The following is a 24,987-nucleotide window of genomic DNA, read 5'->3' on the forward strand; positions in this document are numbered from 1 at the left end:
CTTGCTGCTGCGTCGCTCCGGCCGACTCTTCACTCGCTGCTACGTGGCTCCGGCCGGCTCTTCACTCGCTGCTGCGTCGCTCCGGCTGGCTCCTCCATTCGCTGCTGCGTCACTCCGGTTGGGTCGTTCCTTGCTGCTGCGTCGCTGTAGCTGCGAGTCGACCTGCTCTCCGAAAGGGCCTCGACCGGCGGCGGGGTCCGGGCTCCGTCGGGCTCTCGGAGCGTGGCTCGGGGGACGCAGAGTTCTGCGTTCGTGCGTGAGGGGCGAAGGATGCTGCGTTCGTGTTCGGATCCCGTCACCAACGCAGCATCGTTCGGGCTTCAGCACGCGAAGGCAGAATCTTGCGTCCAGCGGGGCTACGGCGCGGCGGGTGGGCAGAGATTCTCCCTTCTCGCCGACCGTTCCACGCAGAAGGAGGATCACTGCCCTCCAGGGGCGCCATTTCGTCCCCACGATGCTTCCTTCGCGAGGCACGGTCCACGAGAAGGAAGCATCGTGCGTGAATCCCGCACAGACGAACAATCGTGGCCGCGACCCGCAGACCCACCCGAGCCGAGACCCCCCGCTCCGGTCAAGGCCCTTTCGGAGAACGCCCCGCCTCGCAGCCACAGCGACGCAGCAGCGAGCGCGAACCTCGCCGCGCCCAGCAGACCCAACCGCGCTGAGACCCCCCGCTCCGGTCGACGCCCTTTCGGAGACCGACCCGCCTCGCAGCCACAGCGACGCAGCGACAGGTGAAGGCCCACCGCTCCGGTCGAGGCCCTTTCGGAGACCGACCCCACTCGCAACCACAGCGACGCAGCAGCGAGCGCGAAAGCCCAGCGCCAGCGACGCAGAAGCACGTGAAGGTCGACGGCAGCGACACAGCACCACCCGAAGACCCACCCCAGCGTCGCAGCAGCATGCGCGATGCCCACCGGAGCGAGCGCAGCCATCCGGACACGTCCCGGAGCCTCCTCAGCGGCCCAGGACGCCCGTCAGGACGTCGCAGAACTCAGCGCCGACCCCTTCGTCCACTCGCTCCAGTCGACGTTCCAGTCGGTCCAGCCGTTGTTGTCCTCGAGGGACCGGGGGCTGTTCACGAAGCGCACGACGTCGCCGCGGCGGGAGCGGTCGTAGACCCACTTGGCGTCAGCGGTGCTCATGCCCACGCAGCCGTGGCTCACGTTCTCGCGGCCCTGCGAGCCGACCGACCAGGGGGCGGCGTGCAGGAACTCCCCGGAGTTCGTGACCCGCATGGCCCAGCGGACGTCGCTGATGTCGTAGTAGTCGGGGTCGGAGGAGTCCACGCCGGTGGTGGCGGCGTCCATGTCGACCGAGGAGAACTTCTCCATGATCACCTTGGTGCCGCGCCGGGTCTCGTTCCCGGGCTTGCCGGTGGACACCGGGATCGTGCGCAGCTTCTCGTCGTCGACGCTCATGGTCAGCGTGTGCTTGGCGACGTCGACCGTGGTCACGACCTTCTTGCCGATCGTGAAGGGGATGTTCTGGTCCTGCTGGCCGTACACCCCTCCCCCGGCGGGAAGGCTGTTGAGGTCGAGGTCCACCGTCACCTTCGTCCCGGCGGGCCAGTAGCGCTCGGGGCGGTAGTGCACGACGGAGTCGCTGATCCAGTGCCACGACCCCTCGACCTCGGGGGTGGACCGGACGTGCATGTGCTCCTCGAACAGCTCCCGGTTCTTCACGGGGATGTCGAAGGTGACGATGACCGGCATGCCCACGCCGACCATCTCGCCCTTGAGCGGAGCCACCGACGGATAGGTCTGGTCGTCCAGGGTCAGCGTCTGAGTCGTGAACGTGCGCACGAGGTCGACGTCCTTGCCGTCGTCGCCACGGACCTGCGCGGTGAGCGTGTAGGCCGTGCCGGGCTCGAGCCGCGACGCCGCCGTCCAGCCGGACTCGCCACCCTCGCCCTCGATGGCCTCGGCGCCGTCCTCGGTGGACAGGGAGGCCTCGACGATCGTCCCGTGCTCGACGCCGACCTCCACGAGGGTGTCGACGGGCACGTCGGCCGCCTTGTCCTTCACGTTGGCCGTGACGACGGCCGGCTCCTTGGGCGCGACGGCCTCACGGAGCGATCCGCCCGAGGTGCAGGCTGCCAGGAGCGACGCGATCGCCACGACGACGAGCACGACGCGGTGCCCCAGGAACGTTGACCTCACCGCGTCATCCTACGCGGCGGGGACCAACACCCAGGCTGATCAGTGGGCGTGGACGCCGCGGTAGTACTCGAAGATCCAGCCGCAGAGGGTCACGGCACCGATCGTCGCGCCGATGATGAACAGCCACCAGCCGATGACCACGCCGAGCACGATCGTGCCGAGGGCCAGGGCGCAGTAGAGCGGCCACCAGCTGTACGGCGGGAAGAAGCCCAGCTCGCCGGCGCCGTCGGCGATCTCGGCGTCGTCCAGGTCCTCCGGACGGCTCGGGATCTGCTTGGCCACCACGTACAGGTAGAAGCCCAGCAGGGCGCACAGCAGGAACGTCATGACCAGCGCCGTGGTGCCTGTGGGGTCCTCGGTGAGCACCCAGTACACCGGCGCGATGAAGACGAAGAAGATCCCGCAGGAGATGATCGTCCAGTACTCGGCCTTCATGCCCTTCATGGCTCAGTGACCGTCCTTCTGCTGCTTGGCATCTCTTATGGCCGACTCTTTGCCGTTGGTGTTGGGAGCGTCCGCGAACACACCGCCCTCGTCGGGGTTGTGCAGCAGCTCCAGCTCGGCGATCTCCGGGTGGTGCAGGTCGAACGCCGGGCTCTCGCTGCGCACGCGCGGCAGGGAGTGGAAGTTGTGGCGCGGCGGAGGCGAGCTCGTGGCCCACTCCAGCGACCGGCCCCAGCCCCACGGGTCGTCGAGCTTCACCAGTGGGCTCTTGCGCGACTTCCACACGTTCCACAGGAACGGGAGCGTGGAGGCGCCCAGCAGGAACGCGCCGATCGAGGAGATCTCGTTGAGGGTGGTGAAGCCGTCGTTGGGCCCGTAGTCGGCGTAGCGACGCGGCATGCCCTCGACGCCCAGCCAGTGCTGCACGAGGAACGTCAGGTGGAAGCCGATGAACAGCAGCCAGAAGTGGATCTTGCCCAGCTTCTCGTCGAGCATCCGGCCGGTGAGCTTCGGCCACCAGAAGTAGAAGCCCGCGAACATCGCGAACACCACCGTGCCGAACACGACGTAGTGGAAGTGCGCCACCACGAAGTAGGAGTCCGACAGCGAAAAGTCGAGGGTGGGCGAGGCCAGGATGACGCCGGTCAGTCCACCGAAGAGGAACGTGACGAGGAAGCCGATCGAGAAGATCATGGGGGTGTCGAAGGACAGACTTCCCCCCCATAGCGTGCCGATCCAGTTGAAGAACTTCACGCCGGTGGGCACCGCGATCAAGAACGTCATGAAGCTGAAGAAGGCGAGGTCGACCGCCCCGGTGACGAACATGTGGTGCGCCCAGACCGCCACCGACAGCGCGGCGATGAGCAGGGTGGCGGCCACCAGGCCGACGTAGCCGAAGATCGGCTTGCGGCTGAAGACCGGGAGGATCTCGGAGATGATGCCGAAGAACGGCAGAGCGATGATGTAGACCTCTGGGTGCCCGAAGAACCAGAACAGGTGTTGCCACAGGATCGGCCCGCCGTTGGCGGCGTCGAACACGTTCGCGCCGAGCATCCGGTCGGCGGCCAGCGTGAGCAGCGCCGCAGCGAAGATCGGGAACGCGATGAGGACCAGCAGGCTCGTGACCAGCGTGTTCCACACGAAGATCGGCATGCGGAACATGGTCATGCCGGGCACGCGCATGCAGAAGATCGTGGTGATGAAGTTGACGGCGCCGAGGATGGTGCCGAGGCCCGACATCCACAGGCCCATGACCCACAGGTCGCCGCCCATGCCGGGCGAGTTCACGCCGTCGGACAGCGGGGCGTAGGCGAACCAGCCGAAGCTCGCTGCGCCGCCGGGCACGAAGAGGCCACCGACGACGATGCTGGAGCCGAAGAGGTACAGCCAGTAGCTGAACATGTTCAGGCGCGGGAAGGCGACGTCGGGCGCGCCGATCTGCAGCGGCATGATCGCGTTGGCGAACCCGAAGAACAGCGGGGTCGCGAACATGAGCAGCATGATCGTGCCGTGCATCGTGAAGGCCTGGTTGTAGGCCTCGTCGCTCAGCAGGTTGGAGCCCGGCTGCGCCAGGTTCGCGCGGATCGCCAGGGCGAGGACGCCGCCGATCAGGAAGAAGACGAACGACGTGACGAGGTACATGTTGCCGATCACCTTGTGATCGGTCGTGGTGATGATCGTGACGACCTTCTGGCCGAGCGTCGTCTCACGGACGGCGGTCTGCTCCCGGCCGTCGTCGAATGCCGCAGTGGTGGCCATCAGTTGCCCGCACCTTCCTGGACGCTCTCGTCGTCCGTGTCCTCGCCGCGCAGACCGGCGACCGTGTCGGCCTCCTTCTGCCCGGCCGGCGCACCCGTCTGGCCGATCTCGACCAGGTCCTGCAGGTGTGCCTCGTACTCCTCGGGCGACACGACGTTCACCTTGAAGATCATGCGCGAGTGGTACAGGCCGCACAACTCGGCGCACCGACCCGTGAAGGTGCCCTCGCGGGTGGGCGTCATGTCGAAGCTGTTGTCACGCCCCGGGACGACGTCCATCTTGAAGTAGAACTCGGGGATCCAGAACGAGTGGATCACGTCGGGGCTCGTGAGGTTGAACCGCACCGACTCGCCCACCGGGAGCCACAGCTCGGCCGGCGCGTCGGGCGTGCCGAAGTCGAAGACGTCCTCGCCCTGCGTGGCCTGCTCCTCGAGGTAGTTGAAGGCCCACTGCCACTTCGAGCCGACGACCTGGATCGTGTGGTCGGGGTTCTCGACCTCCTCGAGCACCTCGTTCTGCGAGGTCACCGTGTGGAAGAAGAACACGGCCACCACGACGACCGGAGCGATCGTGTAGAGCGCCTCGAGCGGGAGGTTGTAGCGCACCTGCGTGGGGACCTCGTCGTCGCTGCGGCGGCGGTAGCGCACCGAGGCGTAGACGATGAGCCCGAAGACCAGCACGAACACCACCAGCACGGCGATCCAGGCACCGAGCCACAGGTCCCAGACGGCCTGCGAGCGGTCGCTCGCGGCGATCGGGAGCGCGAGGCGCTTGATGTCGTGGTCCGCGACGGGCGAACACCCACTCAGGACCACTGCGACGACGACGGCAGCCGCCAGCTTCATCCGACCCACGAGGCGCCTTTCTTGTCCACACCAGTCATGCGATGACCCGCTCACAGTACCCCGACGCTCTCGCGCGGGAGCAGGTAAGGGCACCCTTCGTGTCGTGCTCCCGAGGGGCCGCTCACGCGAGGCTGAGAGCAGCGCCGACCTCGGCGCCCGCGGCCTCGCCGTAGGCCGCCGAGAACCGCCCGAGGAACCCCTCGCGCGTCAGGGTGTACTCCTGCGTGCCGGTGGTCTCGACGACGCTCGCCGCGATCGTGCACCCCATCTGGGCGCACCGCTCGAGCGACAGACCGGCGGCCACCCCGGCCAGGAAGCCCGCCCGGAAGCTGTCGCCGACCCCCGTGGGGTCGACCGAGCGGACGTCGGGGATCGCCGCGACCTCGATCTCGGGACCGTCGGCCGGGACCACCGTGACGCCGTCCTTGCCCCGCGTGACGACGCGGGTGCCGACGCGCGCCTGCACGTCGTCGGCCGACCAGCCGGTCTTGCTCTGGATGAGGGCGTCCTCGTAGTCGTTGCTGAACAGGTAGGCGGCACCGTCGACGAGGTCACGGATCAGGTCGCCGCCGGCCCAGGCGAGCTGCTGCGAGGGGTCCGCGGCGAACGGGATGCCGAGCGACCGGGCCGTCTCGGTGTGGCGCTGCATGCCGGCCGGGTCGTCCGGTCCGATGAGCAGCAGGTCGATCGGGCGCTCGCGGTGGATCTCCCCCACGTCGATGCGCCGCGCCTCGGCCATGGCACCCGGGTAGAACGTGACGATCTGCGCGTGGGCGTCGTCCGTCGTGATGGTGCACAGGGCCGTGTGGGCCGTGGGCGAGACGTGGACGAGGGAGCAGTCGACGCCCGCGTCCTCGAGCCAGGTGCGGTAGCCCTGCTCCACGAAGTCGGTGCCGACCGAGGCCACGAGCGTCGGTCGGTGGCCGAGTGCGGCCAGGGCGAAGGAGATGTTCGCCGCACACCCTCCTCGACGGATGTCGAGGTCCTCGACGAGGAAGGAGACGGACAGCTTGTCCAGCTGGTCGGGGACCAGGGAGTCCGAGAACCTTCCCGTGAAGACCTGCAGGTGGTCGGTGGCCACGGAACCGGCGATCGCGAGATGCACCCGACGAGACTAGACGACGGCCCCCTGCGTGCGCAGGAGGCCGTCGTGTGAGGAGGTCGTGCGTGACCTCGGGCGCCGCCGCTCGTGGGCGACCCCTCGGAAGGTCAGTGGAACGAGTCGCCGCAGGCGCAGGAACCGGTGGCCATCGGGTTGTCGATGGTGAAGCCCTGCTTCTCGATCGTGTCGACGAAGTCGATGGTGGCGCCGCCCAGGTAGGGCAGGCTCATGCGGTCGACGACGACGTTGACGCCGTCGAAGTCGCGGACCTCGTCGCCGTCGAGCGTGCGCTCGTCGAAGAAGAGCTGGTAGCGCAGGCCGGAGCAGCCACCGGGCTGCACGGCGATCCGCAGGGCGAGGTCGTCGCGACCCTCCTGCGCGAGCAGGCTCCGGACCTTGTCGGCGGCGTTGGCGGACAACGTCACGCCCTCGGCGGGCGCGGTGACGCCGTCGGTGGCGGTGGTGGCCGTGTCGGGGGTCGTGCTGCTGTCGACGCTCATGTCATCTCCGTCGGTCTCGGGTGGTCTCCCTGGTGCAAACCAGGAGGAGGCCGGTTCTGTTCCATCGTACGTGCTCGACCTGGAGGCAATCACCACGTGCTCCGGCGCGGTCTCACCTGGACCAGGTGCGGGCGACCCGCTCGGCCACCTCGCTCAGTGAGCCGACCGGATCGGCGAACGCACGCTCCTCCCCCACGACGTCGAGCACCGCGTACGCCGACTCCACGCCCATGGCGCGCATCTCGCGCGCGCCCACCGTGACCTGGCCGGCGATCGCCACGCACGGACGGGCGTGGCGTGCTGCCACCTGCGCCACACCGTGCACGACCTTGCCGCTGCGCGACGTGTGGTCGTAGGCACCCTCCCCTGAGACCACCAGGTCGGCCGCGGCGCACGCGGCGTCCAGACCCACGGCGTCGGCCACGACCGCGACACCGGGCCGGCGTTCCGCGCCCAGGAGGAGGAGCGCGAGCCCGAGACCGCCCGCAGCGCCGGCGCCCGGCGAGTCCGCGACCCGCCGTTCCGCCGGGGTCGAGCCGCAGGCCGCCTCGACGAACCGGTCGAGCAGTCCGTCGACCTCGACCACGTCGGCGTCGGAGAGGCCCTTCTGCGGGCCGAAGGTCTTGGTCGCACCGAACATCCCGAGCAGGGGAACGTCGACGTCGCTCGCCGCCACGAGGCGCACCTGGCCGACCGCCGCGCGGGCCGGCTCGAGGTCGACCCGTGTGATGCCGCTGAGCCCGTCGGGCCCGGCGTCGAGCGGGCGGTCGGCCACCGCTCCGAGCGCGCCCAGGAGTCCGGCGCCCCCGTCGTTGGTGGCGCTGCCGCCCAGACCGACGACCACCGACTCGACGCCGAGCTCCACCGCGGCCGCGATCGCCTGACCCACGCCCCACGTGCTCGCCGACCTCGCCGACGGCGGTCCGAGCTGGAGCCCGCAGGCCTGTGCCGATTCCAGGTACGCGACGTCGTCGACGACGAGGACCGTCATCGGGACGTCGACCCCGGTCGACCCGGTCACCGTCACGACGTGCAGGCGTCCGCCGAGGGCGTCGTGCAGCGCGTCGACGAAGCCGGGGCCACCGTCGGCCATGGGCAGCCGCACGATCTCGTCGTGGGGGGCCGCACGGGCCCAGCCGCGCGCGATCGCCCTGGCCGCCTCGGGGGCGCCCAGCGTCCCGGCGAACGTGTCCGGCGCCACGAGCACCCGCACGGCCGTCAGGCCAGTCGTTGCTCGGTGGCCGCGAGGAGCACGCACGTGGCGAGCCCCTCCATGGCCGTCCGCAGCTCCTCGATCGGCGGGAACGACGGCGCGATGCGGATGTTGCGGTCGCGCGGGTCCTTGCCGTACGGGAACGAGGCACCGGCCGGCGTGAGGGCGATGCCGGCCTCCTTGGCCAGCTGCACGACCCTGGTCGCGCAGCCGTCCGGGACGTCGAGGCTCACGAAGTAGCCACCCTTGGGCTCGGTCCACGTGGCCACGTCGTGTCCGCCGAGTCGCTCGGACAGGACCTCGAGCACCACCGCGAACTTCGGGGCGAGGATCTCGCGGTGCCGGTCCATGAGCGCGTGCACGCCGTCGACGTCGACGAGGTGCCGCAGGTGGCGCAGCTGGTTGACCTTGTCGGGACCGATCGTCCGCTTGCCGATGAGGCCGGTGTACCAGGCGACGTTCTCCGGCGACGAGGCGAAGAAGCTGACGCCGGACCCGGCGAAGGTGATCTTGGAGGTCGACGCGAGCACGAAGGGACGGTCCGGGTGCCCGGAGGCGGCGCACAGGCCGACGATGTCGGCGGTCTTGGTCCGCTCCTCGGTGAGGTGGTGCACGGCGTACGCGTTGTCCCAGAAGATGCGGAAGTCGGGTGCGGCGGTCTCGAGGGCGGCCAGCTCGGCGGCCTTCGCCTCGCTGACGACGGCGCCCGTGGGGTTGGCGTACGTGGGGACGATCCAGATCCCCTTGACGGCCGGGTCGGTGACGGCCTCGCGCACGGCGGCCATGTCGGGGCCGTCGTCGTGCATCTCGATGGTGCGCATGGTGATGCCGTACTGCTCGCAGATCGCGAAGTGGCGGTCGTAGCCGGGCGCGGGGCAGAGGAAGACGACCTCGTCCTCCTGCGACCACGGACGCGTCGAGCCGACCGTGCCCTTGAGCATGGCGAGCACCACCAGGTCGTGCATGATCGCCAGGCTCGCGTTGTCGCCCGCGACCACCTGGTCGACCGGCACGTGCAGCAGCTCGGCGAAGATCCCGCGCAGGTCGGCGTTGCCCACGATGCCGCCGTAGTTGCGGGTGTCGGTGCCCGCGCCGTCCTTGTAGTCCTGGCCCGGGAGGTCGAGCAGGGCGTTCGACAGGTCGAGCTGGGCCGCGGACGGCTTGCCTCGCGTGATGTCGAGGGCGAGGCCGGCTGCCTTGAGGCGTTCGTAGGCGGCCGTCTGCTCGTCGTGGAGGGCGCTGATCTCTGCGGTCGAGAGGGTGTCGAGGCTCACGGTCCCAACCTACCCAAGACCGGCCGACCCGGACGCCCCAGCCGCAGTGCGCGCCCGAGTGCCCTAGGCGGACAGGCCCGGCGCACCCCACAGCGCGAGCCACCGCTCGAGCTTCGGCTCGACCGGGACGTCACCCTCCACGAGGGCGCGGACCTGGATCTCGACCGGGTTGTCCCGACGCTGGCCGGCGACCGGCGCGAACGGGTAGAAGGTGCCCTGCTTGAACAGGTAGACCAGCGCCAGCGCTCCGCCGGAAGGTGCCGTGAACAGGACCGTGGAGCACAGGAGCTGGGGTCCGTACCCGGCGTCGGCGAGCGAGGAGTTCGCCGCGTGAAGGTCGGTGACCAGGCCGGTGAGGTCGCCCGGCGACCGGGTCACCTGCATCCAGCGGAAGCCTCGCCCGTCGTCGCTCAGCTCGACCGCCGCCGAGGCGTCGGTCCCGATGACCTGCTGCACCTCGGCCACGACCTGGTCGTCGCTGACGCCGTCGACGTCGCGGAAGCACACGGCTCCGGCGCCCGTGGCCGTGAAGCCGGCAGCCTGCAGCGACAACCCCGCCTGGGGCACGCCGAACAGCACGTCGAGGTCGGCCTCCGGCGGCTTGGAGCGCCCGAGGATCCCGTCGAGCCAGCCCATCAGATCGGGCCCATCAGATCGGGCCCATCAGATCGGATCCGAGAGCTCGGCGCCGACCTTGGCCAGCTGCGCCAGGCGCTGCTCCAGCGGCGGGTGGGTGGCCATGAGGGCACCGGCCGACGCGCGGCTGATGGCCGGCGCGAAGAAGAACGCGCTCAGGGCCTGGGAGTCGCGCAGGTCCTTGTTGGGGATGCGGCTCATGTCGCCCGAGATCTTGGTGAGGGCCGACGCCAGCTTCGAGGGACGCCCCGTGAGGTACGCGCCGCTGCGGTCCGCGCTGAGCTCGCGGTACCGCGACAGCGCCCGGGTCAGCAGGAAGCTGATGAAGTACACCACCATGCTCACGAGGAACACGGCGATGAAGGGCAGGTTGTTGCCGTTGCGGTTGCTGCCGCCCCGGCCGAAGTACAGGCCCCAGCGGGTGATGAATCCGGCCAGCAGCCCGAGCGACGAGGCGACCGTCATGACCGAGACGTCGCGGTTGGCCACGTGGGCCAGCTCGTGCGCGAGCACGCCCTCGAGCTCGTCGGCGTCGAGGCGCTGCATGATGCCGGTCGTGACGCACACCGCGGAGTGGCTGGGCGTGCGGCCGGTCGCGAAGGCGTTCGGCATGTCCGTGACCGCGACGGCCACCGTCGGCTTGGGCATGTCGGCCATGACGCACAGCCGGTCGATCATGGCGTGCAGCTCGGGGGCCTGCTCCGGGGTCACGACCTTCGCGCCCATGGACCGCAGGGCGAGCTTGTCGGAGAAGTACCACTGGCCCCACGACATACCGAGGACGATGACGAGCCCGAACACGAGGTTCGTGTTTGCGATCAGGATCGCGCCGAAGGCGACGTAGAGGGCGCCGAGCCCGAGGCTCACCCCGAACATCCGTCGGGAGAGCCCCGCGTCAGGCCTGAATCTGGTGCGGGCCACGGCCATCCTCCCCTGACTCGGTGTCCGTGGAGGACGGGTCGATCCCGAGCTCGCGGTCGAAGCGGCGCGCCTCGAGGTCGGCGGTGTCCTCGCCCGGCCGCGCGACGACCCCGTCGGCGACGAGCTCGTCCACGGCGTCGGCCTTGGCCTCGAGCTCTCGGGTGTGCCGCTCGGCCGCCTCCATCTGCTGGTTGACGGTGCTGAGCGAGGAGGTGATGCCGGAGTCGGCGCTGGTCAGCTGCGAACGGGCCTCGGCCGCGGACTGGCGGGCCGTGAGCGTGTCCTTGCGGAGCCGGAAGTCCTCGATGTTCTGCTCCAGGCGGGTCGCCGCGTCGGTGATCGTGGCCTCCTCCTTCTGGAGGGCGGCGTGCCGCTCGCGCAGGTCCGCCAGGGCCTCCTCGAGCCCGACCTTGCGCCCGAGTGCCGCGCGGGCCGCGTCGTCGTCACCCCGGGCGACGGCCTCGCGCGCCTGGCCCTCGAAGGTGCTGGACTGCTGCTCGAGCTGGCGGAGCCGCACCTCGACGCGCTTGCGGCTCGTGGTGACGTCCGCGACGCCGCGACGCACGCGCTGCAGGTGGGCCAGCTGACCGCGGTAGGTGTCGTCGAGCGAGCTGCGCAACGCGTCGCCGTCGAGCTCCTGGTGCGACCGCGACCGCCAGATGTCGCGAATCCTGCGTCCGATCCCCATGGCGCCAGAGTACGGGCACCGTGCACGACCGGGGCTGCACGACCGACGGACGCCGCAGCGGAGCATCTGGGTCCCAGGGCCCTGGGCGCCCGGGTACCCGTCTCGCTTGCATGGGGACATGCAGACAGGACGACCACGACGCGTCGAGCGGGGCCAAGGCTCGCTCGAGCTCGTGGGCGTCATCGTCCTCGCCGCGATCCTGGTCGGCGGGATCGTCTGGACCATCACGGCCAACAGCGAGCCCATCAGGGCCACCGTCAGCACCAAGATCTGCGAGATCACCGGCGGCAGCGACTGCGGCGAGGTGCCGGAGCCCACCGCGCCCCTGCCCGGCGACTCGACGGTGCCGACCTATCTCGACCCCTCGCTCACACCGCAGGAGCAGGCCGAGGCCGGCGAGTACGTCGCCCTCGGCGACTCCTTCTCCTCCGGCGAGGGCGGCTCGGAGTACGACCCCGACACCGACGAGAACTACGCCTCCGAGGCCGAGGACTACTACGAGAACCTCGACGAGGACGGCAATCCCCAGCCGCAGCTCTACTGCCACCAGTACGGCTGCGTCGAGGTCCCCGTCACCCAGACCGAGGCGCCGTACAACAACATGTGCCACCGGTCCGAGGGCGCGTACTCCCAGCAGATCAACGACACGTTCGACTTCGCCGGCGGCTACACCTTCGCGGCCTGCTCCGGTGCCGTCACCGAGGACTTCACCGAGCCCAACAGCGGGAACGACGACGAACCGGCGCAGCTGGACAACCTGGACGAGGACACGAGCCTGGTCACCTTCACCATCGGTGGCAACGACGCGAAGTTCGCGAACACGCTCGAGCAGTGCATCAAGGACGGGATGAACCCGTTCCACAGCTGCTTCGACAACCAGTCCGAGCGCGACGAGGCCGACGAGAACATCGCCCAGGCCATCGAGAACATGCGCGAGCTGCTGCCGCAGATCCGCGAGCAGGCCCCGAACGCGAGGATCCTGGTGCTCGGCTACCCGCGATTCTTCCCCGAGGACCCGGGCAGCGCGTGGAGCGACGGGACGCAGATCGACACCGATGACATCCTGGCCATCAACGACCTGGTCGAGGACATGGACGGCCAGATCGAGGACCTCGTGAACGAGCTCAACGAGGAGAACCCGGGTGCCTTCCAGTACGTCGACATGTACGACGCCTTCAACGGGTGCGAGATCGGCACCTCCAACGCCTGCATGAACAACATCGAGGTCCGCATCGCCGACGGCAAGCCCGACAAGAACGGCAGCTACCACCCCAACGACCGAGGACACGAGGAGATGGCCGCCATCCTCGAGGAGGCGATCCGCAATGGTCCGTGACCCGTTCACCCGCGTCGCGTCGCTGCTCGCCGTCACCCTCCTGGTGACGGTGAGCGGCTGCACGGGCGGCGACGAGCCCGCCGCTCCCGAGCGGACGTCCGCCGACCAGCGCGCCGACCTCACGATCCTGCCGGAGGACGGGCTGCCGAAGGGCTGGGTCCGTGTGCCGGCCAGCGAGCGCATCTCGGGCAACCCCGGCAAGCCCCGCTACTGCGGCGTCCCCGCCGAGCCCCAGGGCGTGAAGGAGGGTCGCGTCTCCTACTACGAGCAGGAGGGGCTGCCGCGCTCCGTGCTCGAGTACGGGATGGTCGCCGACGAGCAGGCCGCCACCGACACGCTCGACGCGCTGGTGGCGGTCCGGACCACGTGCGAGGAGGAGGGGTTCACGACCGAGCCCGTCCCCGAGGACGAGCTCGACGGGCTCGGCGACCAGCAGGTGGGCTGGGACTACGACGACGGCGCCGGCAACCGGTTCCGCGTGGTCGTGTTCCGGCGCGCCGAGGTCGTCGTGGTCCTCGTCGCGACGGGTGACACGTCGGTCCCGACGCAGGAGCAGGCGACCATCGCACGCGACGTCGACGACCGCCTGCAGGGGTGAGGCGGGCGAGGTCGTCCTGTGTAGGGTGACGCCGTGACGCAGGACAACGCCGCCCCGGACGACCGCCAGAGCAACAACGCCAAGGGCCGCGCGACTCCCAGTCGCAAGGAGGCCGAGGCCGCCCGCAAGAAGGCCATGAAGACGCCCCTGACGCGCAAGGAGCAGATGCGTCGAGAGCGCGACGCCCGCGCGCAGCTGCGCCAGCGGCAGCAGGAGGCGCTCCGCGCCGGCAAGGGCTCCGACCTGCCGCCCCGTGACCGTGGCCCGGTCCGCGCCTTCGCCCGCGACTTCGTCGACCGCCGTCGCAACGTGGCCGAGTACCTGCTCCCGATCCTGCTGCTCGTGCTGGTGCTGAGCTTCATCAACCAGCCCTGGGCCCAGCTCGTCGTGTTCTACGCGTGGGCGGTCATGCTGCTGCTCACGATCCTCGACGAGGTCGTCCTGGTCCGCGGGCTCAAGCGTGGTCTGCGCGAGCGCTTCCCCGACACCCCCACGAAGGGTGCCGTCGGCTACACGGTGCTGCGCAGCACCCAGCTGCGTCGCTTCCGGCTGCCGGCCGTCTCCATCGATCGCGGCGCCCCGCTGCGCGACCGCTACTGAGGGTGGGCGCCGAGGCGCTCTGACCGTGTGGCGGCCCCCGCCTGTGCGGGACCGCTACGCGCTGTGCAGCGACATCGGTCCGTAGACCTCGGTGTCGCCGTCGAGCAGACGGACCTGGTCGACGCCCTGGTCGATCAGCTCGGAGAACGTCTCCCCCACCCACGACTCCGCGTCACCGCGGCTGTCGAACTCCTCCGACCGGCCCTTGTCCTGCCCGTCGGCGGTCTCCAGCACCCAGCTCCAGCTCATCGCCGTCCTCCTCGTTCGGTCCAGCAGTCGTTCGGTCCGGTCATCGTCGCGCAGGCCACGGCCCGTGTCGCGTCGGGAGTCGTCAGGTCGAGGTCGTGACGAACGGCGGCTTGGTGACCGTGAAGCGCTCCGCACGCCTGCGGACCTCCACGACCACGTCGTCACCGTCGCCGACGGACCGGTCCAGGAGGGCCAGCCCGACACCCTGGCGCAGCGTCGGCGAGAAGGTCCCCGACGTGACCTCGCCGACCACGTCGCCGGGCTCGCCGTCGGGGCCGACGGACCGCACGACCATGCCAGGACGCGGGATGCCGCGTCCTGCAGCCACGAGGCCGCGCACCAGCGGCACGGTCTTCTCCTCGCGCTGGCGGGTCAGGGCGTCCTTGCCGGCGAACGTGGGCTTGTCCCAGCCCACCGCCCAGCCCGCGCGCGCCATGACCGGCGAGATCTCGAGGGACAGCTCGTGGCCGTGCAGCGGGTACCCCATCTCGGTGCGCAGCGTGTCGCGGGCGCCGAGGCCGCAGGGCCGCAGACCGTGCGGCGCGCCGGCCTCCAGGAGCGCCTCCCACACCGCGGGGGCGTCGTCGGCCCGGACCACGAGCTCGTAGCCCTTCTCGCCCGTGTAGCCGGTGCGGCACACGATGGCCTCGGCTCCACCCACGGGAGCCTCGACGAAGGACATGTACGCGTGGTCGACTGGCACGCCGACCGCCTCGAGGACGGCCTCGCTCGACGGACCCTGGACCGCCAGAACGGCGAGCTCGCGGTGCCGATTGACGACCTCGACCCCTTCTGGCGCCGACGCCTGCAGCTGCGCGACCACGGCGGCGGTGTTCGCGGCGTTCGGCACGAGGAAGACGTCGAACTCGCTGCGGACGTAGGCGATGAGGTCGTCGACCGTGCCACCCGTCTCGTCGCAGCAGAGCGTGTACTGGGCCTGGCCGGGGCCGATGCGCCGCAGGTCGTTGGTGAGGACGGCGTTCACGTGGTCGAGGGCGCCCGCCCCCCGCACGCTGGCCTTGCCCAGGTGGCTCACGTCGAACAGGCCCGCAGCCTCGCGCACGGCCGCGTGCTCGGCGAGCACCCCGCCGCCGGACTCCGAGGGATACTCCAGCGGCATCGTCCACCCGCCGAACTCGGCCATCTTGGCCCCCAGGGCCACGTGGTGGTCGTGCAGCGGCGAGCGGAGCAGGTCCATGCGACTCAACCTAGCGGCCTGCGTGATTACATGGGATCCATGGCCCCTTCGACGCCGTCGCGCGTGAACGAGTCCCTTCTGCCTGACGTCTCGGTCAGCACAGCCAAGCCGTCGTCGGTCAAGGCCGACGTCCTCGTGCTGGGCGTGCGCAACGACGACGACGCCGGCGACCACGCCTCGACGCTGGCCCTGCTGGGCTTCACCGGCGAGAAGGGCCAGGTCGTCACCGTCCCTGCCGGCGAGGCCGCCAAGGTCTCGACGGTCGTGGCCGTGGGCCTGAGCGCCGAGCCCGATGCCCAGGAGCTGCGCCGTGCGGCCGCGAGCGGCGTGCGTGCCGCGGCCCGCACCAAGGCCACGTCCGTGGCGCTGGCCCTGCACCCGGCCGAGGGCGACGAGGTCACGGCCGTGGCGGAGGGCGCCCTGCTCGGCGCCTACCGCTACGAGGCCTACAAGACCAAGCCGACGTCCGACGACGATCGCGTGCGGACCCTCACCGTGCTGTCCGCCTTCGCCCGCCAGTCGACGGTCGTCGACGCCGTCGAGCGCGCCGCCGTGGTGGCCCGTGCGACGGCCCTGGCGCGTGACTGGGTGAACACCCCGCCCGGCGACCTGCGTCCGCCGGCCTTCGCCGAGCAGATCGTCGAGCGCGCCGGTGGCACCCCCGTCAAGGTCTCGGTGTGGGACGAGAAGCGCCTCGAGAAGGAGCGCTGCGGCGGCATCCTCGGCGTGGGCGCCGGGTCCGACGCGCCGCCCCGCCTCGTACGCCTCAGCTACGAGCCCCGCAAGCCCGTCACCCACCTCGCCCTCGTGGGCAAGGGCATCACCTTCGACTCGGGCGGCCTCTCGATCAAGAGCGGCGCCGGCATGCAGACGATGAAGATCGACATGGCGGGCGCGGCCGCGGTCGTGGCCGCGACCCTGGCCATCGCCGAGCTCGGGCTGCCGATCAAGGTCACGGCGTTCGCCTGCCTCGCCGAGAACATGCCCAGCGGCTCGGCCACCCGCCCCGGCGACGTGCTCACGATGCGCTCCGGCTCCACCGTCGAGGTGCACAACACCGACGCGGAGGGTCGCCTCGTGCTCGCCGACGGTCTGTCCCTGGCGGTGGAGGCCGGCGCCGACCGCATCATCGACGTCGCGACGCTGACCGGTGCGTGCGTCGTGGCGCTGGGTGAGCGCACCAGCGGCGTGCTCGGCAACGACGACGCGCTGAGCGAGTCGGTCCTCGACGCCGCGAAGGCCACCGGGGAGTCGATGTGGCCGCTGCCGATCGTCGAGGAGATGAAGTCCGCCGTCACGTCCTCCAAGATCGCCGACATCCGCCAGCACAACCCGAAGCCGTACGGCGGGACGCTCTTCGCGGCCGCCTTCCTGCGCGAGTTCGTCGGCGAGACCCCGTGGGCCCATCTGGACATCGCCGGTCCGTCGTTCAACGACGGTGCCGAGCACGGCTACACGCCGTCGGGCGGGACCGGGGTGTCGGTCCGCACGCTCGTGCGTCTGGCGAGCGACCTGGCCGCAGCCGGTGCCTGAGGACCGACCCGCCACCGACGACGGACCACTGCTGGAGGGCACCCGGCGCGCGCTCGACGCCCGTCTCGCCGAGGAGCAGGTCCGCCGCCGCGTCCCCTCGGTCACCGCGGCCGTCGTGCGCGGGGGTGCGGTGGTGTGGAGCGGTGCGGCCGGCCACCTCGACGGCACGGCGGACTCCCCGCTCGCCACGCCGCGGACCCAGTACCGGATCGGGTCCATCACCAAGACGTTCGTCGGCACCCAGGTGCTGCAGCTGCGCGACGCCGGTCTGCTCGACCTCAACGACCGGATCGGCGACCACCTGCCCGAGCTCGGCGGGGACGCGGGCGGGGGTGCCGGGCCCCGGGCGGCGAACGGCACCGACCTCCCGGTCACCGTCGCCCAGCTCCTGAGCCACACGTCGGGCCTGCAGGCCGAGACCAACGGACCGTGGTGGGAGCGGACCCCTGGCGAGGCCTGGGACGAGTTGCTGGCGGCGGGACCGCGCCTGCTCTTCACGCCCGGCACGCGCTTCCACTACTCCAACACCGGCTTCGGAGTGCTCGGTGAGCTCGTCTCCCGGCTGCGCGGTCGGCCCTGGCACGACACCGTGCACGAGGACCTGCTCGATCCTCTCGGCATGGCGGCCACCAGCCACCGGCCGACCGACGACGCCGCCCCCGGACTCGCGGTCCACCCGTTCGCCGACCTGGCGCACGTCGAGCCCGAGCACGACGCCGCTGCCCTGGCCCCGGCCGGCCAGCTCTGGTCGAGCGCCGAGGACCTGGCCCGGTGGGCCGCCTTCGCCGCCGGCCACACCGCCGGGCTGCTCGAGGACGCCACGCTGCGCGAGATGCTCCGGCCCGTCGCGGTGAGCGACGTCACCGGACAGCCGTGGACGGGCGCCCACGCGCTCGGCTGGCAGGTCTGGAACGTCGCGGGCCGCCGGTACGTCGGCCACGGCGGGTCCATGCCGGGCTTCCTGGCCTCGCTGCGCGTCGACGTCGAGTCCGGTGACGGCGTCGTGGTGCTGGCCAACACCACCTCGGGGCTGGGCCCCGTCGGCACCGACCTGCTCGACCTCGTGCGCGAGCGCGAGCCGGTCGTCTCGCCGCCGTGGCGCCGCGCGCCCGCCCAGCACGACCTGCTCGACCTCGTGGGCGACTGGTTCTGGGGAACGTCCCGCTACACCGTCCGGCTCGACGGGGACCGGCTCGTCCTGGGCGAGCCCGGGCAGGGCCGCGGTGCGCGCTTCGCCCCCACCGCCGACGGTGCGTGGGTCGGTCTCGAGGGCTACTACGAGAACGAGCGGCTCGCGGTGCGCCGCGACGCCGACGGCCGACCCGTCCAGCTGGACCTCGCCACGTTCGCGTTCACCCGGACCCCGTACGACCCGGCGCCCGACGTCGAGGTCCCGGGCGGGCTCGACGAGGCGGGATGGTCGTGAGCGCCGACCCGCTCTGGGCCGCCTACGTCGCGGCGCACCCCGAGGTCTCCGACCAGCAGCCCGCCGTCGAGCCCTTCGGTGACTCCCCCGCGATGGCCGACGCGCTCCTCGCGCTCGTGGTGGCGGGCGGCAAGCGCGCCACGGCCGGGCCGGTGACTCCCGACGACCACCCGGTGCGGGTCGGCGACCACTGGGTCGTGCTCGACGGCTCCGACCGGGCCCGCGTCGTCCTGCGGACCACCGACGTCCGTACGGGACGACTCGACTCGGTCGACGACGCCTTCGCGCGCGACGAGGGAGAGGGCGACCTCACCCGGGCGTGGTGGCTCGACGCCCACCGCGACTTCCTGCGTCGTGTGCTCGGGCTGGCCCCGGACGCGGACGTGGACGACGTGGAGACACGGTTCGAGCGCTTCGCCGTCGTGTGGCCCCCCGAGCACGCCGACTGAGGTCCACGCAGCCTCTCCGTCTCGCAGAGACGTGCGGGTCAGTCGCCGGCGAGGCCGAGGGTGCGGGCGGCCTGCTCGACCTCGTCCCACTCGCTGCGGTCGCCACCGCGGCGGTCGGGGTGGGAACGGGCACGCGCCTGCTTCCACCAGCGACGGAGCACCTCGTCGTCGGGACGGACGGTGGCGTCGCCCGTGACGTCGGCCGACACCTGGAGGGTGGCGATCGCATCGCGCTCGCGCGGCGAGAGCGGACGCGGACCCGACGGGGCCGGCGCTGTGGAGCCACCGGGCGTGGAGCGACGCGGTCCCGGGGAGGACGCTCGCGCCCGACCGGTGTCGCGGGCCTGCTTGCGCACCGCGTAGTCGCGCATGCGCTGCGGGTACCCCACCCGGTTGGCGTCGTAGACGGGGATCGCCAGCTTGCGGGCGAGGTCGGCGGCCGCCTTGGGCGACTCGACGCGTCGGCGGATGGACTCCCCGTCCGACGCCACCAGGACGACCGTCGGCTCGTTGAACGAGGTGCGCGGCTCGACGTACGCCTCGACGCCGTCACGCTCCCCCGCCCAGGCGCGCAGCGTGGCCATGTCGTCACGCGTCGCGCGACGATCGGAGCTGCCGCGTCGGCGGCCGAACAGAGCCATGGCGACATTCTGCCCGACGACTGGTGGACGGCCGGGCGAATCGCGCAGCGACCCGCGCGCAGGCCGCCGGGCGGTCGCCCGACAGGTCACGCCGCAACCTACTCACCGGTCGCTCCCCCCGTGGTGCGGTCGCACGCGGGGGTGACAAGATGACGGAGAACGACTCATCCACGCGGGAGGACACTGTGGCGGACAGCCCGGGCGACCAGAACACCTTCGACATCGTCATCCTGGGCGGCGGCAGCGGCGGCTACGCCTGCGCCCTCCGCGCGGTGCAGCTCGGCCTCAGCGTCGCGCTGGTCGAGAAGAGCAAGATCGGGGGCACGTGCCTCCACAACGGCTGCATCCCCACCAAGGCGCTCCTGCACTCGGCCGAGGTCGCCGACGAGACCCGCCACAGCGAGAACTACGGCGTCAAGGCCACGTTCGAGGGCATCGACATGGCCGCCGTCAACGCCTACAAGGACGGCGTCATCGACCGTCTCTACAAGGGTCTGCAGGGCCTCATCAAGTCCGGCGGCATCACCGTCGTCGAGGGTGAGGGCGTGCTCGTCGCCAAGGACACCGTCGAGGTCGACGGTCAGCGGTACACCGGCAAGAACGTCGTCCTGGCCACCGGCTCCTACGCCCGCAGCCTGCCCGGTCTCGAGATCGGCGGTCGCGTCGTCACGAGCGAGGAGGCCCTCACGATGAGCGAGGTCCCCGAGCGTGTCGTGATCATCGGCGGCAGCGTCATCGGTGTCGAGTTCGCCTCCGTCTGGAAGTCCTTCGGGGCCGACGTCACGATCATCGAGGCCCTCCCCACGCTCGTGCCCCTCGAGGACCCGACGCTGTCGAAGAACCTCGAGCGCGCGTTCCGCAAGCGCAAGATCGCCTTCAAGACCGGCACCAAGTTCTCCGGTGTCGAGCAGACCGACTCCGGTGTGACCGTCACCCTCGAGGACGGCAAGACCATCGAGACCGACCTCGTCCTCGTGGCGGTCGGCCGAGGCCCGAACGGCAACGGCAACGGCTTCGAGGAGGTCGGCGTCACCGTCGACCGCGGCTGGGTGCCCACCGACGAGCGCCTGCACACCAACGTCGACGGCGTCTACGCCGTCGGTGACCTCGTGCCCGGGCTCCAGCTGGCCCACCGCGGCTTCGCCCACGGCATCTTCGTGGCCGAGGAGATCGCCGGCCTCAACCCCCAGCCCGTGCTCGACCCGGGCATCCCGCGCGTCACCTACTGCGACCCCGAGCTCGCCTCGGTGGGCATCACGGAGCCGCAGGCCAAGGAGAAGTACGGCGACGACAACGTCGAGACCGTCGAGTACAACCTCGGCGGCAACGGCAAGAGCCAGATCCTCGGCACCGCCGGCGTCATCAAGCTGGTGCGCGAGAAGGACGGCCCGATCGTCGGCGTGCACATGATCGGCGCCCGCTACGGCGAGCAGGTCGGTGAGGCCTCGCTGATCGTCAACTGGGAGGCCTACCCCGAGGACGTCGCGCAGCTGATCCACGCGCACCCCACGCAGAACGAGGCTCTCGGCGAGGCTGCACTCGCCCTGGCCGGCAAGCCCCTCCACTCGCACGCCTGACCCGAACGAGGACGACATCATGGCAACGACCGTCACCCTTCCCGAGCTCGGCGAGAGCGTCACCGAGGGCACCGTCACCACGTGGCTCAAGGCCGTCGGCGACACCGTCGAGGTCGACGAGCCCCTGCTCGAGATCTCCACCGACAAGGTCGACACGGAGATCCCCTCTCCCGTCGCCGGCACGATCCTCGAGATCAAGGTCGAGGAGGACGAGACCGTCGAGGTCGGCGCCGACCTCGCCGTGATCGGTGACGCCGACGAGAGCCCGTCCGACGACGGTGGTTCCGACGAGGCGCCCGCCGAGCCGGAGGACACCGAGGACGCCGACGTCGAGGAGGGTTCCTCCGACGACGAGGGCTCGTCCGACGACCAGGCGCAGGCCGAGCAGCCCGGCGAGGAGCCGGCACGCGAGTCCGACGGCACGCCCACCAACCAGGACGGCGAGGAGCCCCACCTGGAGACGAACCAGACCGGCGAGGGCACCGAGGTCAAGCTGCCCGAGCTGGGCGAGAGCGTCACCGAGGGCACCGTCACCACGTGGCTCAAGGCCGTCGGCGACACCGTCGAGGTCGACGAGCCCCTGCTCGAGATCTCCACCGACAAGGTCGACACGGAGATCCCCTCCCCCGTCGCCGGCACGATCCTCGAGATCAAGGTCGACGAGGACGAGACCGTCGAGGTGGGCGCCGTGCTCGCCATCGTCGGCGACGCCTCCGCGGCCGGTTCGTCCGGTGGCGACTCGGGCTCGACGCAGGACGAGGCTCCGGCCGACTCCGGTGACGCCGACCCCGCCCAGGACCCGCAGAAGGCCGAGGAGCTCGAGGAGGCCGCCGAGGCCGAGAAGAGCCAGCCGGAGAAGGCCGACGAGGTCGCGAAGTCCGACTCGGGCTCCAGCGCACCCGCCCCGACCGCAGAGCCCGAGAAGCAGGCCCACCCCGAGAACGAGGCCCGCCCCGAGCCGACGAAGGACGCCCCGCAGCAGAGCTCCGGCGCCTCGACCCAGAGCGGTGGCGACACCTACGTGACGCCGATCGTGCGCAAGCTGGCCAAGGAGCACGGCGTCGACCTCGCCGCCGTCACCGGCAGCGGCGTGGGCGGTCGCATCCGCAAGCAGGACGTGCTCGACGCGGCCAAGAAGGCCGAGGAGCAGAGCAAGCCCGCGGAACAGGCACCTGCGGCCGCTTCGGCACCCGCGGCGGCCGCCGCCTCGACCGAGCCGTCGCCCCTGCGCGGCAAGACCGAGAAGGTCAGCCGTCTGCGCAAGGTCATCGCCTCGCGGCTCACCGAGTCGCTGCAGATCTCGGCCCAGCTCACGCAGGTGCACGAGGTCGACGTCACCGAGATCGCGCGACTGCGCGCCAAGCACAAGAACGCGTTCCTCGAGCGCGAGGGCGTCAAGCTGACGTTCCTGCCGTTCTTCGCCAAGGCCGTCGTCGAGGCGCTCAAGGCCCACCCGACGCTCAACGCCGCCCTCGACCTCGATGAGGGCACCGTGACCTACCCGTCCGGTGAGCACCTCGGGATCGCGGTCGACACCGAGCGCGGTCTGCTCGTGCCGACGATCAAGGACGCCGGCGACCTCTCGATCGCGGGCCTGGCCCGCAAGATCGCCGACGTCGCGGAGCGCACGCGCACCAACAAGATCTCGCCTGACGAGCTCTCCGGTGGCACGTTCTCGATCACGAACCTGGGCAGCAACGGCGCCCTGTTCGACACGCCGATCATCAACCAGCCGCAGGTCGCGATCCTGGGTGTCGGTGCCGTGGTCAAGCGTCCGGTCGTCATCACCGACGCGCAGGGCAGCGACAGCATCGCGGTGCGCAGCATGGCCTACCTCGCGCTCACCTACGACCACCGCCTCATCGACGGTGCCGACGCCGGCCGGTTCCTGACCGCTGTCAAGGAGCGGCTGCAGAGCGGCTCGTTCGAGGGCGAGCTGTGATCGGCTGACATGCACGTCGTCATCGGCGGTGCCTCGGGCTTCCTGGGCTCGGCCCTCGTCTCGCACCTGCGGGACGAGGGTCACCAGGTGACCCGCCTCGTCCGGTCGGGAAGCCCCGGCCCGGACGCCTCCCTGTGGGACCCGAGCCAGGGTCGGGTCGACCAGGTGCTGATCGACCGGGCCGACGCGGTCGTCAACCTGTCCGGGGCGTCCATCGCCCGGTGGCCGCGCACCAGCTCCTACAAGAAGGAGCTGTGGTCGTCGCGCGTCGACGCCACCACCACGCTGGCCAAGGCCGTGGCCGCCTCCGAGTCCCCCACCGTGCTGCTGTCGGGCTCGGCCATGGGGATCTACGGCGCCGACCGTGGTCAGGAGCCGCTCACCGAGGGCGCTGCCCACGGCGACGGCTTCCTCGCCGACCTGTGCGTGGCGTGGGAGGCCGCCGCCGAGCCTGCCGTCCAGGCCGGGCAGCGGGTCTGCCTGCTACGCACCGGCCTGCCCCTCGACGACGAGGGCGGCCTGCTCGGCCCCATGCTGCTGCCGTTCAAGGCCGGGCTGGGTCCGCGGCTGGGCAAGGGCACGCAGCGCATGTCGGTCATGTCGCGGCGCGACTGGGTCCGCGCCGTGGCGTTCCTGCTCGAGCGCGACGACCTCTCCGGTCCCGTCAACCTCTCCCTGCCCGACGCCCCCACCAACGCGGAGTTCACCGACGCGCTCGGCGACGCCCTCGGCCGGCCGACGTTCCTCGTCGCTCCGGCGCCCGCACTGAAGGTGGCGCTCGGAGCGCTGTCCGACGACCTGCTGGGCTCGCTGCGCATGGTGCCCGCCGCCCTGCAGGCGGCCGGGTTCGTCTTCGAGGACCCCGACCTGCGCAGTGCACTCGCGTCGGCACTCGCCGACGACCGTGCTTCCTGAGCCCTCCGGGACGCACCCCGACACCGCTGGCTCGCTGGTCCGGTACCTCGCCTTCTTCCGGGCCGAGGTCCGGCGCAAGCTCGACGGCCTCGAGCCGGACGCGCTCCGCACGACCGTGCTGCCGTCGGGCTGGACGCCGCTCGAGCTCCTGTCGCACCTCGTGCACATGGAGCGACGGTGGTTCGTGTGGGGCTTCCTCGGCGAGCCGCTGCCCGACCCCTGGGGCGACCAGGGACCGGACGGACGCTGGTCGACCACGGACTCGTCGGAGTCGCTGCTCGCACGGCTCGAGGCGGGCGCGGCGCGCACCGAGTCCGTGCTGCGCGAGCACCCGCTCGACGCACGAGCAGCCCTCGGTGGTCGCTTCGACGCGGACCCGCCCACGTTGCACGCCATCGGCTTCCACGTGCTGCAGGAGTACGCCCGGCACGTGGGTCATCTCGACGTGGTGCGCGAGCTGGTCGACGGCGCGGTGGGCGAGGACGCGTCAGCGTGAGGCCACGACCCGCCAGCCGCTCGCGGTCTCCTCGAGGGTGACCCGACGTCGGGTGGGCTCGTCCGTCGGCAGCGGCACGGCCCCGCCCGCGTTCACGGCCCTCGTGGGCCCGAGGCGGTCGACCACGTCGAGGACGACGCGGTCGTCGTCGCGCTCGACAGCCTGGCACGACGACCGCAGTTGGGCCATGCCCTCGAGCCGCAGCGAACGGGCGGCGTAGTCCTCCAGCACCTCGACGTCGCGCTCGCGCAGGGCGTCGGACGCGTAGACCGCCGCGAGCCGGTCGACCTCGGCGTGCACGAACGCCTGCGCACGCTCGGCGTCGAGACGACCGAGCAGCAGGCACTCCTCGGCGGTGTCGCCCGGCCCGAGCAGGGTGCCCCACCAGGTGACGAGGGCAGCGAACCACGCAGTCATCCCCGCAGCGTGCCCGGCGCAGCCACGAGGGTCGAACGCGTGTCCACAGGCGGGCTACCGTAGGAAG

Annotated in this window: 25 protein-coding genes; 10 read left to right on the forward strand and 15 right to left on the reverse strand. The window is 71.1% G+C overall.

Annotated features, from left to right (window positions below; all coding sequences use genetic code 11):
• Positions 1-977 precede the first annotated feature (977 nt).
• The 11 genes from RQG84_RS06120 to RQG84_RS06170 form a co-directional block, all read right to left on the reverse strand.
• Positions 978-2,162, reverse strand: coding sequence for an Ig-like domain-containing protein (locus tag RQG84_RS06120; protein WP_311209293.1), 1,185 nt, complete (start codon positions 2,160-2,162; stop codon positions 978-980).
• A 39-nt stretch (positions 2,163-2,201) separates the two neighbouring features.
• The gene (locus RQG84_RS06125) at positions 2,202-2,606 is read right to left on the reverse strand and encodes a cytochrome c oxidase subunit 4 (RefSeq protein WP_311209294.1); all 405 of its coding nucleotides are present in this window, start codon (positions 2,604-2,606) and stop codon (positions 2,202-2,204) included.
• Between the two features lie 3 nt (positions 2,607-2,609).
• Entirely contained in the window at positions 2,610-4,364 is a 1,755-nt protein-coding gene (gene ctaD / locus RQG84_RS06130; protein WP_311209295.1) for a cytochrome c oxidase subunit I, read from the reverse strand.
• Positions 4,364-5,209, reverse strand: a complete 846-nt coding sequence (gene coxB / locus RQG84_RS06135; RefSeq protein WP_311209467.1) for a cytochrome c oxidase subunit II — start codon at positions 5,207-5,209, stop codon at positions 4,364-4,366. Before coxB ends, ctaD begins: the two co-directional genes overlap by 1 nt.
• Positions 5,210-5,330: 121 nt before the next feature.
• Positions 5,331-6,314, reverse strand: a complete 984-nt coding sequence (locus tag RQG84_RS06140) for a carbohydrate kinase family protein (RefSeq protein WP_311209296.1) — start codon at positions 6,312-6,314, stop codon at positions 5,331-5,333.
• Positions 6,315-6,418: 104 nt separating this feature from the next.
• Positions 6,419-6,811, reverse strand: coding sequence for an iron-sulfur cluster assembly accessory protein (locus RQG84_RS06145; RefSeq protein WP_055965679.1), 393 nt, complete (start codon positions 6,809-6,811; stop codon positions 6,419-6,421).
• Between the two features lie 112 nt (positions 6,812-6,923).
• A complete protein-coding gene (locus tag RQG84_RS06150) occupies positions 6,924-8,024 on the reverse strand; it encodes a glycerate kinase (RefSeq protein WP_311209297.1) in 1,101 nt (366 codons plus the stop codon).
• Between the two features lie 5 nt (positions 8,025-8,029).
• On the reverse strand, positions 8,030-9,298 hold the full coding sequence (locus tag RQG84_RS06155) for an aminotransferase class I/II-fold pyridoxal phosphate-dependent enzyme (protein WP_055965675.1): 1,269 nt from the start codon (positions 9,296-9,298) through the stop codon (positions 8,030-8,032).
• A gap of 63 nt (positions 9,299-9,361) precedes the next feature.
• Positions 9,362-9,934, reverse strand: a complete 573-nt coding sequence (locus RQG84_RS06160; protein ID WP_311209298.1) for a PspA-associated protein PspAB — start codon at positions 9,932-9,934, stop codon at positions 9,362-9,364.
• A 27-nt stretch (positions 9,935-9,961) separates the two neighbouring features.
• Positions 9,962-10,855, reverse strand: coding sequence for a zinc metalloprotease HtpX (gene htpX / locus RQG84_RS06165; protein ID WP_055966468.1), 894 nt, complete (start codon positions 10,853-10,855; stop codon positions 9,962-9,964).
• A complete protein-coding gene (locus RQG84_RS06170) occupies positions 10,830-11,543 on the reverse strand; it encodes a PspA/IM30 family protein (RefSeq protein ID WP_055965671.1) in 714 nt (237 codons plus the stop codon). Before RQG84_RS06170 ends, htpX begins: the two co-directional genes overlap by 26 nt.
• Positions 11,544-11,661: 118 nt before the next feature.
• On the opposite strand from RQG84_RS06170, the gene RQG84_RS06175 reads away from it, so the two are divergent.
• From RQG84_RS06175 to RQG84_RS06185, 3 genes are read left to right on the forward strand one after another with little or no spacing between them, the layout of a single operon-like run.
• The gene (locus RQG84_RS06175; protein WP_311209299.1) at positions 11,662-12,879 is read left to right on the forward strand and encodes an SGNH/GDSL hydrolase family protein; all 1,218 of its coding nucleotides are present in this window, start codon (positions 11,662-11,664) and stop codon (positions 12,877-12,879) included.
• On the forward strand, positions 12,869-13,477 hold the full coding sequence (locus tag RQG84_RS06180; RefSeq protein ID WP_311209300.1) for a hypothetical protein: 609 nt from the start codon (positions 12,869-12,871) through the stop codon (positions 13,475-13,477). Before RQG84_RS06175 ends, RQG84_RS06180 begins: the two co-directional genes overlap by 11 nt.
• A 33-nt stretch (positions 13,478-13,510) precedes the next feature.
• Positions 13,511-14,077 (forward strand): DUF3043 domain-containing protein, encoded by a 567-nt coding sequence (locus RQG84_RS06185; RefSeq protein ID WP_311209301.1) that lies wholly within the window; start codon positions 13,511-13,513, stop codon positions 14,075-14,077.
• Positions 14,078-14,131: 54 nt separating this feature from the next.
• Here the strand turns inward: RQG84_RS06185 and RQG84_RS06190 are convergent, their stop codons facing one another.
• Together RQG84_RS06190 and gcvT are read right to left on the reverse strand one after the other, a co-directional pair.
• On the reverse strand, positions 14,132-14,326 hold the full coding sequence (locus RQG84_RS06190; RefSeq protein ID WP_055965659.1) for a hypothetical protein: 195 nt from the start codon (positions 14,324-14,326) through the stop codon (positions 14,132-14,134).
• Between the two features lie 82 nt (positions 14,327-14,408).
• Positions 14,409-15,524, reverse strand: a complete 1,116-nt coding sequence (gene gcvT, locus RQG84_RS06195; protein ID WP_311209302.1) for a glycine cleavage system aminomethyltransferase GcvT — start codon at positions 15,522-15,524, stop codon at positions 14,409-14,411.
• A 63-nt stretch (positions 15,525-15,587) separates the two neighbouring features.
• Between gcvT and RQG84_RS06200 the strand changes: the two genes are divergently transcribed.
• Genes RQG84_RS06200 through RQG84_RS06210 form a run of 3 tightly spaced genes read left to right on the forward strand, consistent with a single transcriptional unit; the run spans position 15,588 to position 18,932 of the window.
• The gene (locus tag RQG84_RS06200) at positions 15,588-17,057 is read left to right on the forward strand and encodes a leucyl aminopeptidase (RefSeq protein ID WP_311209303.1); all 1,470 of its coding nucleotides are present in this window, start codon (positions 15,588-15,590) and stop codon (positions 17,055-17,057) included.
• Entirely contained in the window at positions 17,050-18,483 is a 1,434-nt protein-coding gene (locus RQG84_RS06205; protein ID WP_311209304.1) for a serine hydrolase domain-containing protein, read from the forward strand. The genes RQG84_RS06200 and RQG84_RS06205 overlap by 8 nt, the downstream gene beginning before the upstream one ends.
• On the forward strand, positions 18,480-18,932 hold the full coding sequence (locus tag RQG84_RS06210; RefSeq protein ID WP_311209305.1) for an ASCH domain-containing protein: 453 nt from the start codon (positions 18,480-18,482) through the stop codon (positions 18,930-18,932). Before RQG84_RS06205 ends, RQG84_RS06210 begins: the two co-directional genes overlap by 4 nt.
• Before the next feature lie 38 nt (positions 18,933-18,970).
• Here RQG84_RS06210 and RQG84_RS06215 read toward each other — a convergent pair whose 3' ends face one another.
• Positions 18,971-19,573: a hypothetical protein gene (locus tag RQG84_RS06215; protein ID WP_311209306.1), complete on the reverse strand. Its 603-nt coding sequence runs from the start codon at positions 19,571-19,573 to the stop codon at positions 18,971-18,973.
• A gap of 185 nt (positions 19,574-19,758) precedes the next feature.
• Between RQG84_RS06215 and lpdA the strand changes: the two genes are divergently transcribed.
• Genes lpdA through RQG84_RS06235 form a run of 4 tightly spaced genes read left to right on the forward strand, consistent with a single transcriptional unit; the run spans position 19,759 to position 24,503 of the window.
• Positions 19,759-21,150: a dihydrolipoyl dehydrogenase gene (lpdA, locus tag RQG84_RS06220; RefSeq protein WP_311209307.1), complete on the forward strand. Its 1,392-nt coding sequence runs from the start codon at positions 19,759-19,761 to the stop codon at positions 21,148-21,150.
• A 19-nt stretch (positions 21,151-21,169) separates the two neighbouring features.
• A complete protein-coding gene (sucB, locus tag RQG84_RS06225; protein WP_311209308.1) occupies positions 21,170-23,092 on the forward strand; it encodes a 2-oxoglutarate dehydrogenase, E2 component, dihydrolipoamide succinyltransferase in 1,923 nt (640 codons plus the stop codon).
• A gap of 9 nt (positions 23,093-23,101) precedes the next feature.
• Complete coding sequence (locus RQG84_RS06230; protein ID WP_311209309.1) at positions 23,102-24,007, forward strand: TIGR01777 family oxidoreductase; 906 nt, start codon at positions 23,102-23,104, stop codon at positions 24,005-24,007.
• A complete protein-coding gene (locus tag RQG84_RS06235) occupies positions 23,997-24,503 on the forward strand; it encodes a DinB family protein (RefSeq protein ID WP_311209310.1) in 507 nt (168 codons plus the stop codon). Before RQG84_RS06230 ends, RQG84_RS06235 begins: the two co-directional genes overlap by 11 nt.
• Here RQG84_RS06235 and RQG84_RS06240 read toward each other — a convergent pair.
• Positions 24,495-24,920, reverse strand: a complete 426-nt coding sequence (locus RQG84_RS06240; RefSeq protein ID WP_311209311.1) for a hypothetical protein — start codon at positions 24,918-24,920, stop codon at positions 24,495-24,497. The genes RQG84_RS06235 and RQG84_RS06240 overlap by 9 nt on opposite strands.
• Positions 24,921-24,987 lie beyond the last annotated feature (67 nt).

It is taken from the genome of Aeromicrobium sp. WCS2018Hpa-31 (assembly GCF_031843905.1).
Taxonomy (GTDB): domain Bacteria; phylum Actinomycetota; class Actinomycetes; order Propionibacteriales; family Nocardioidaceae; genus Aeromicrobium.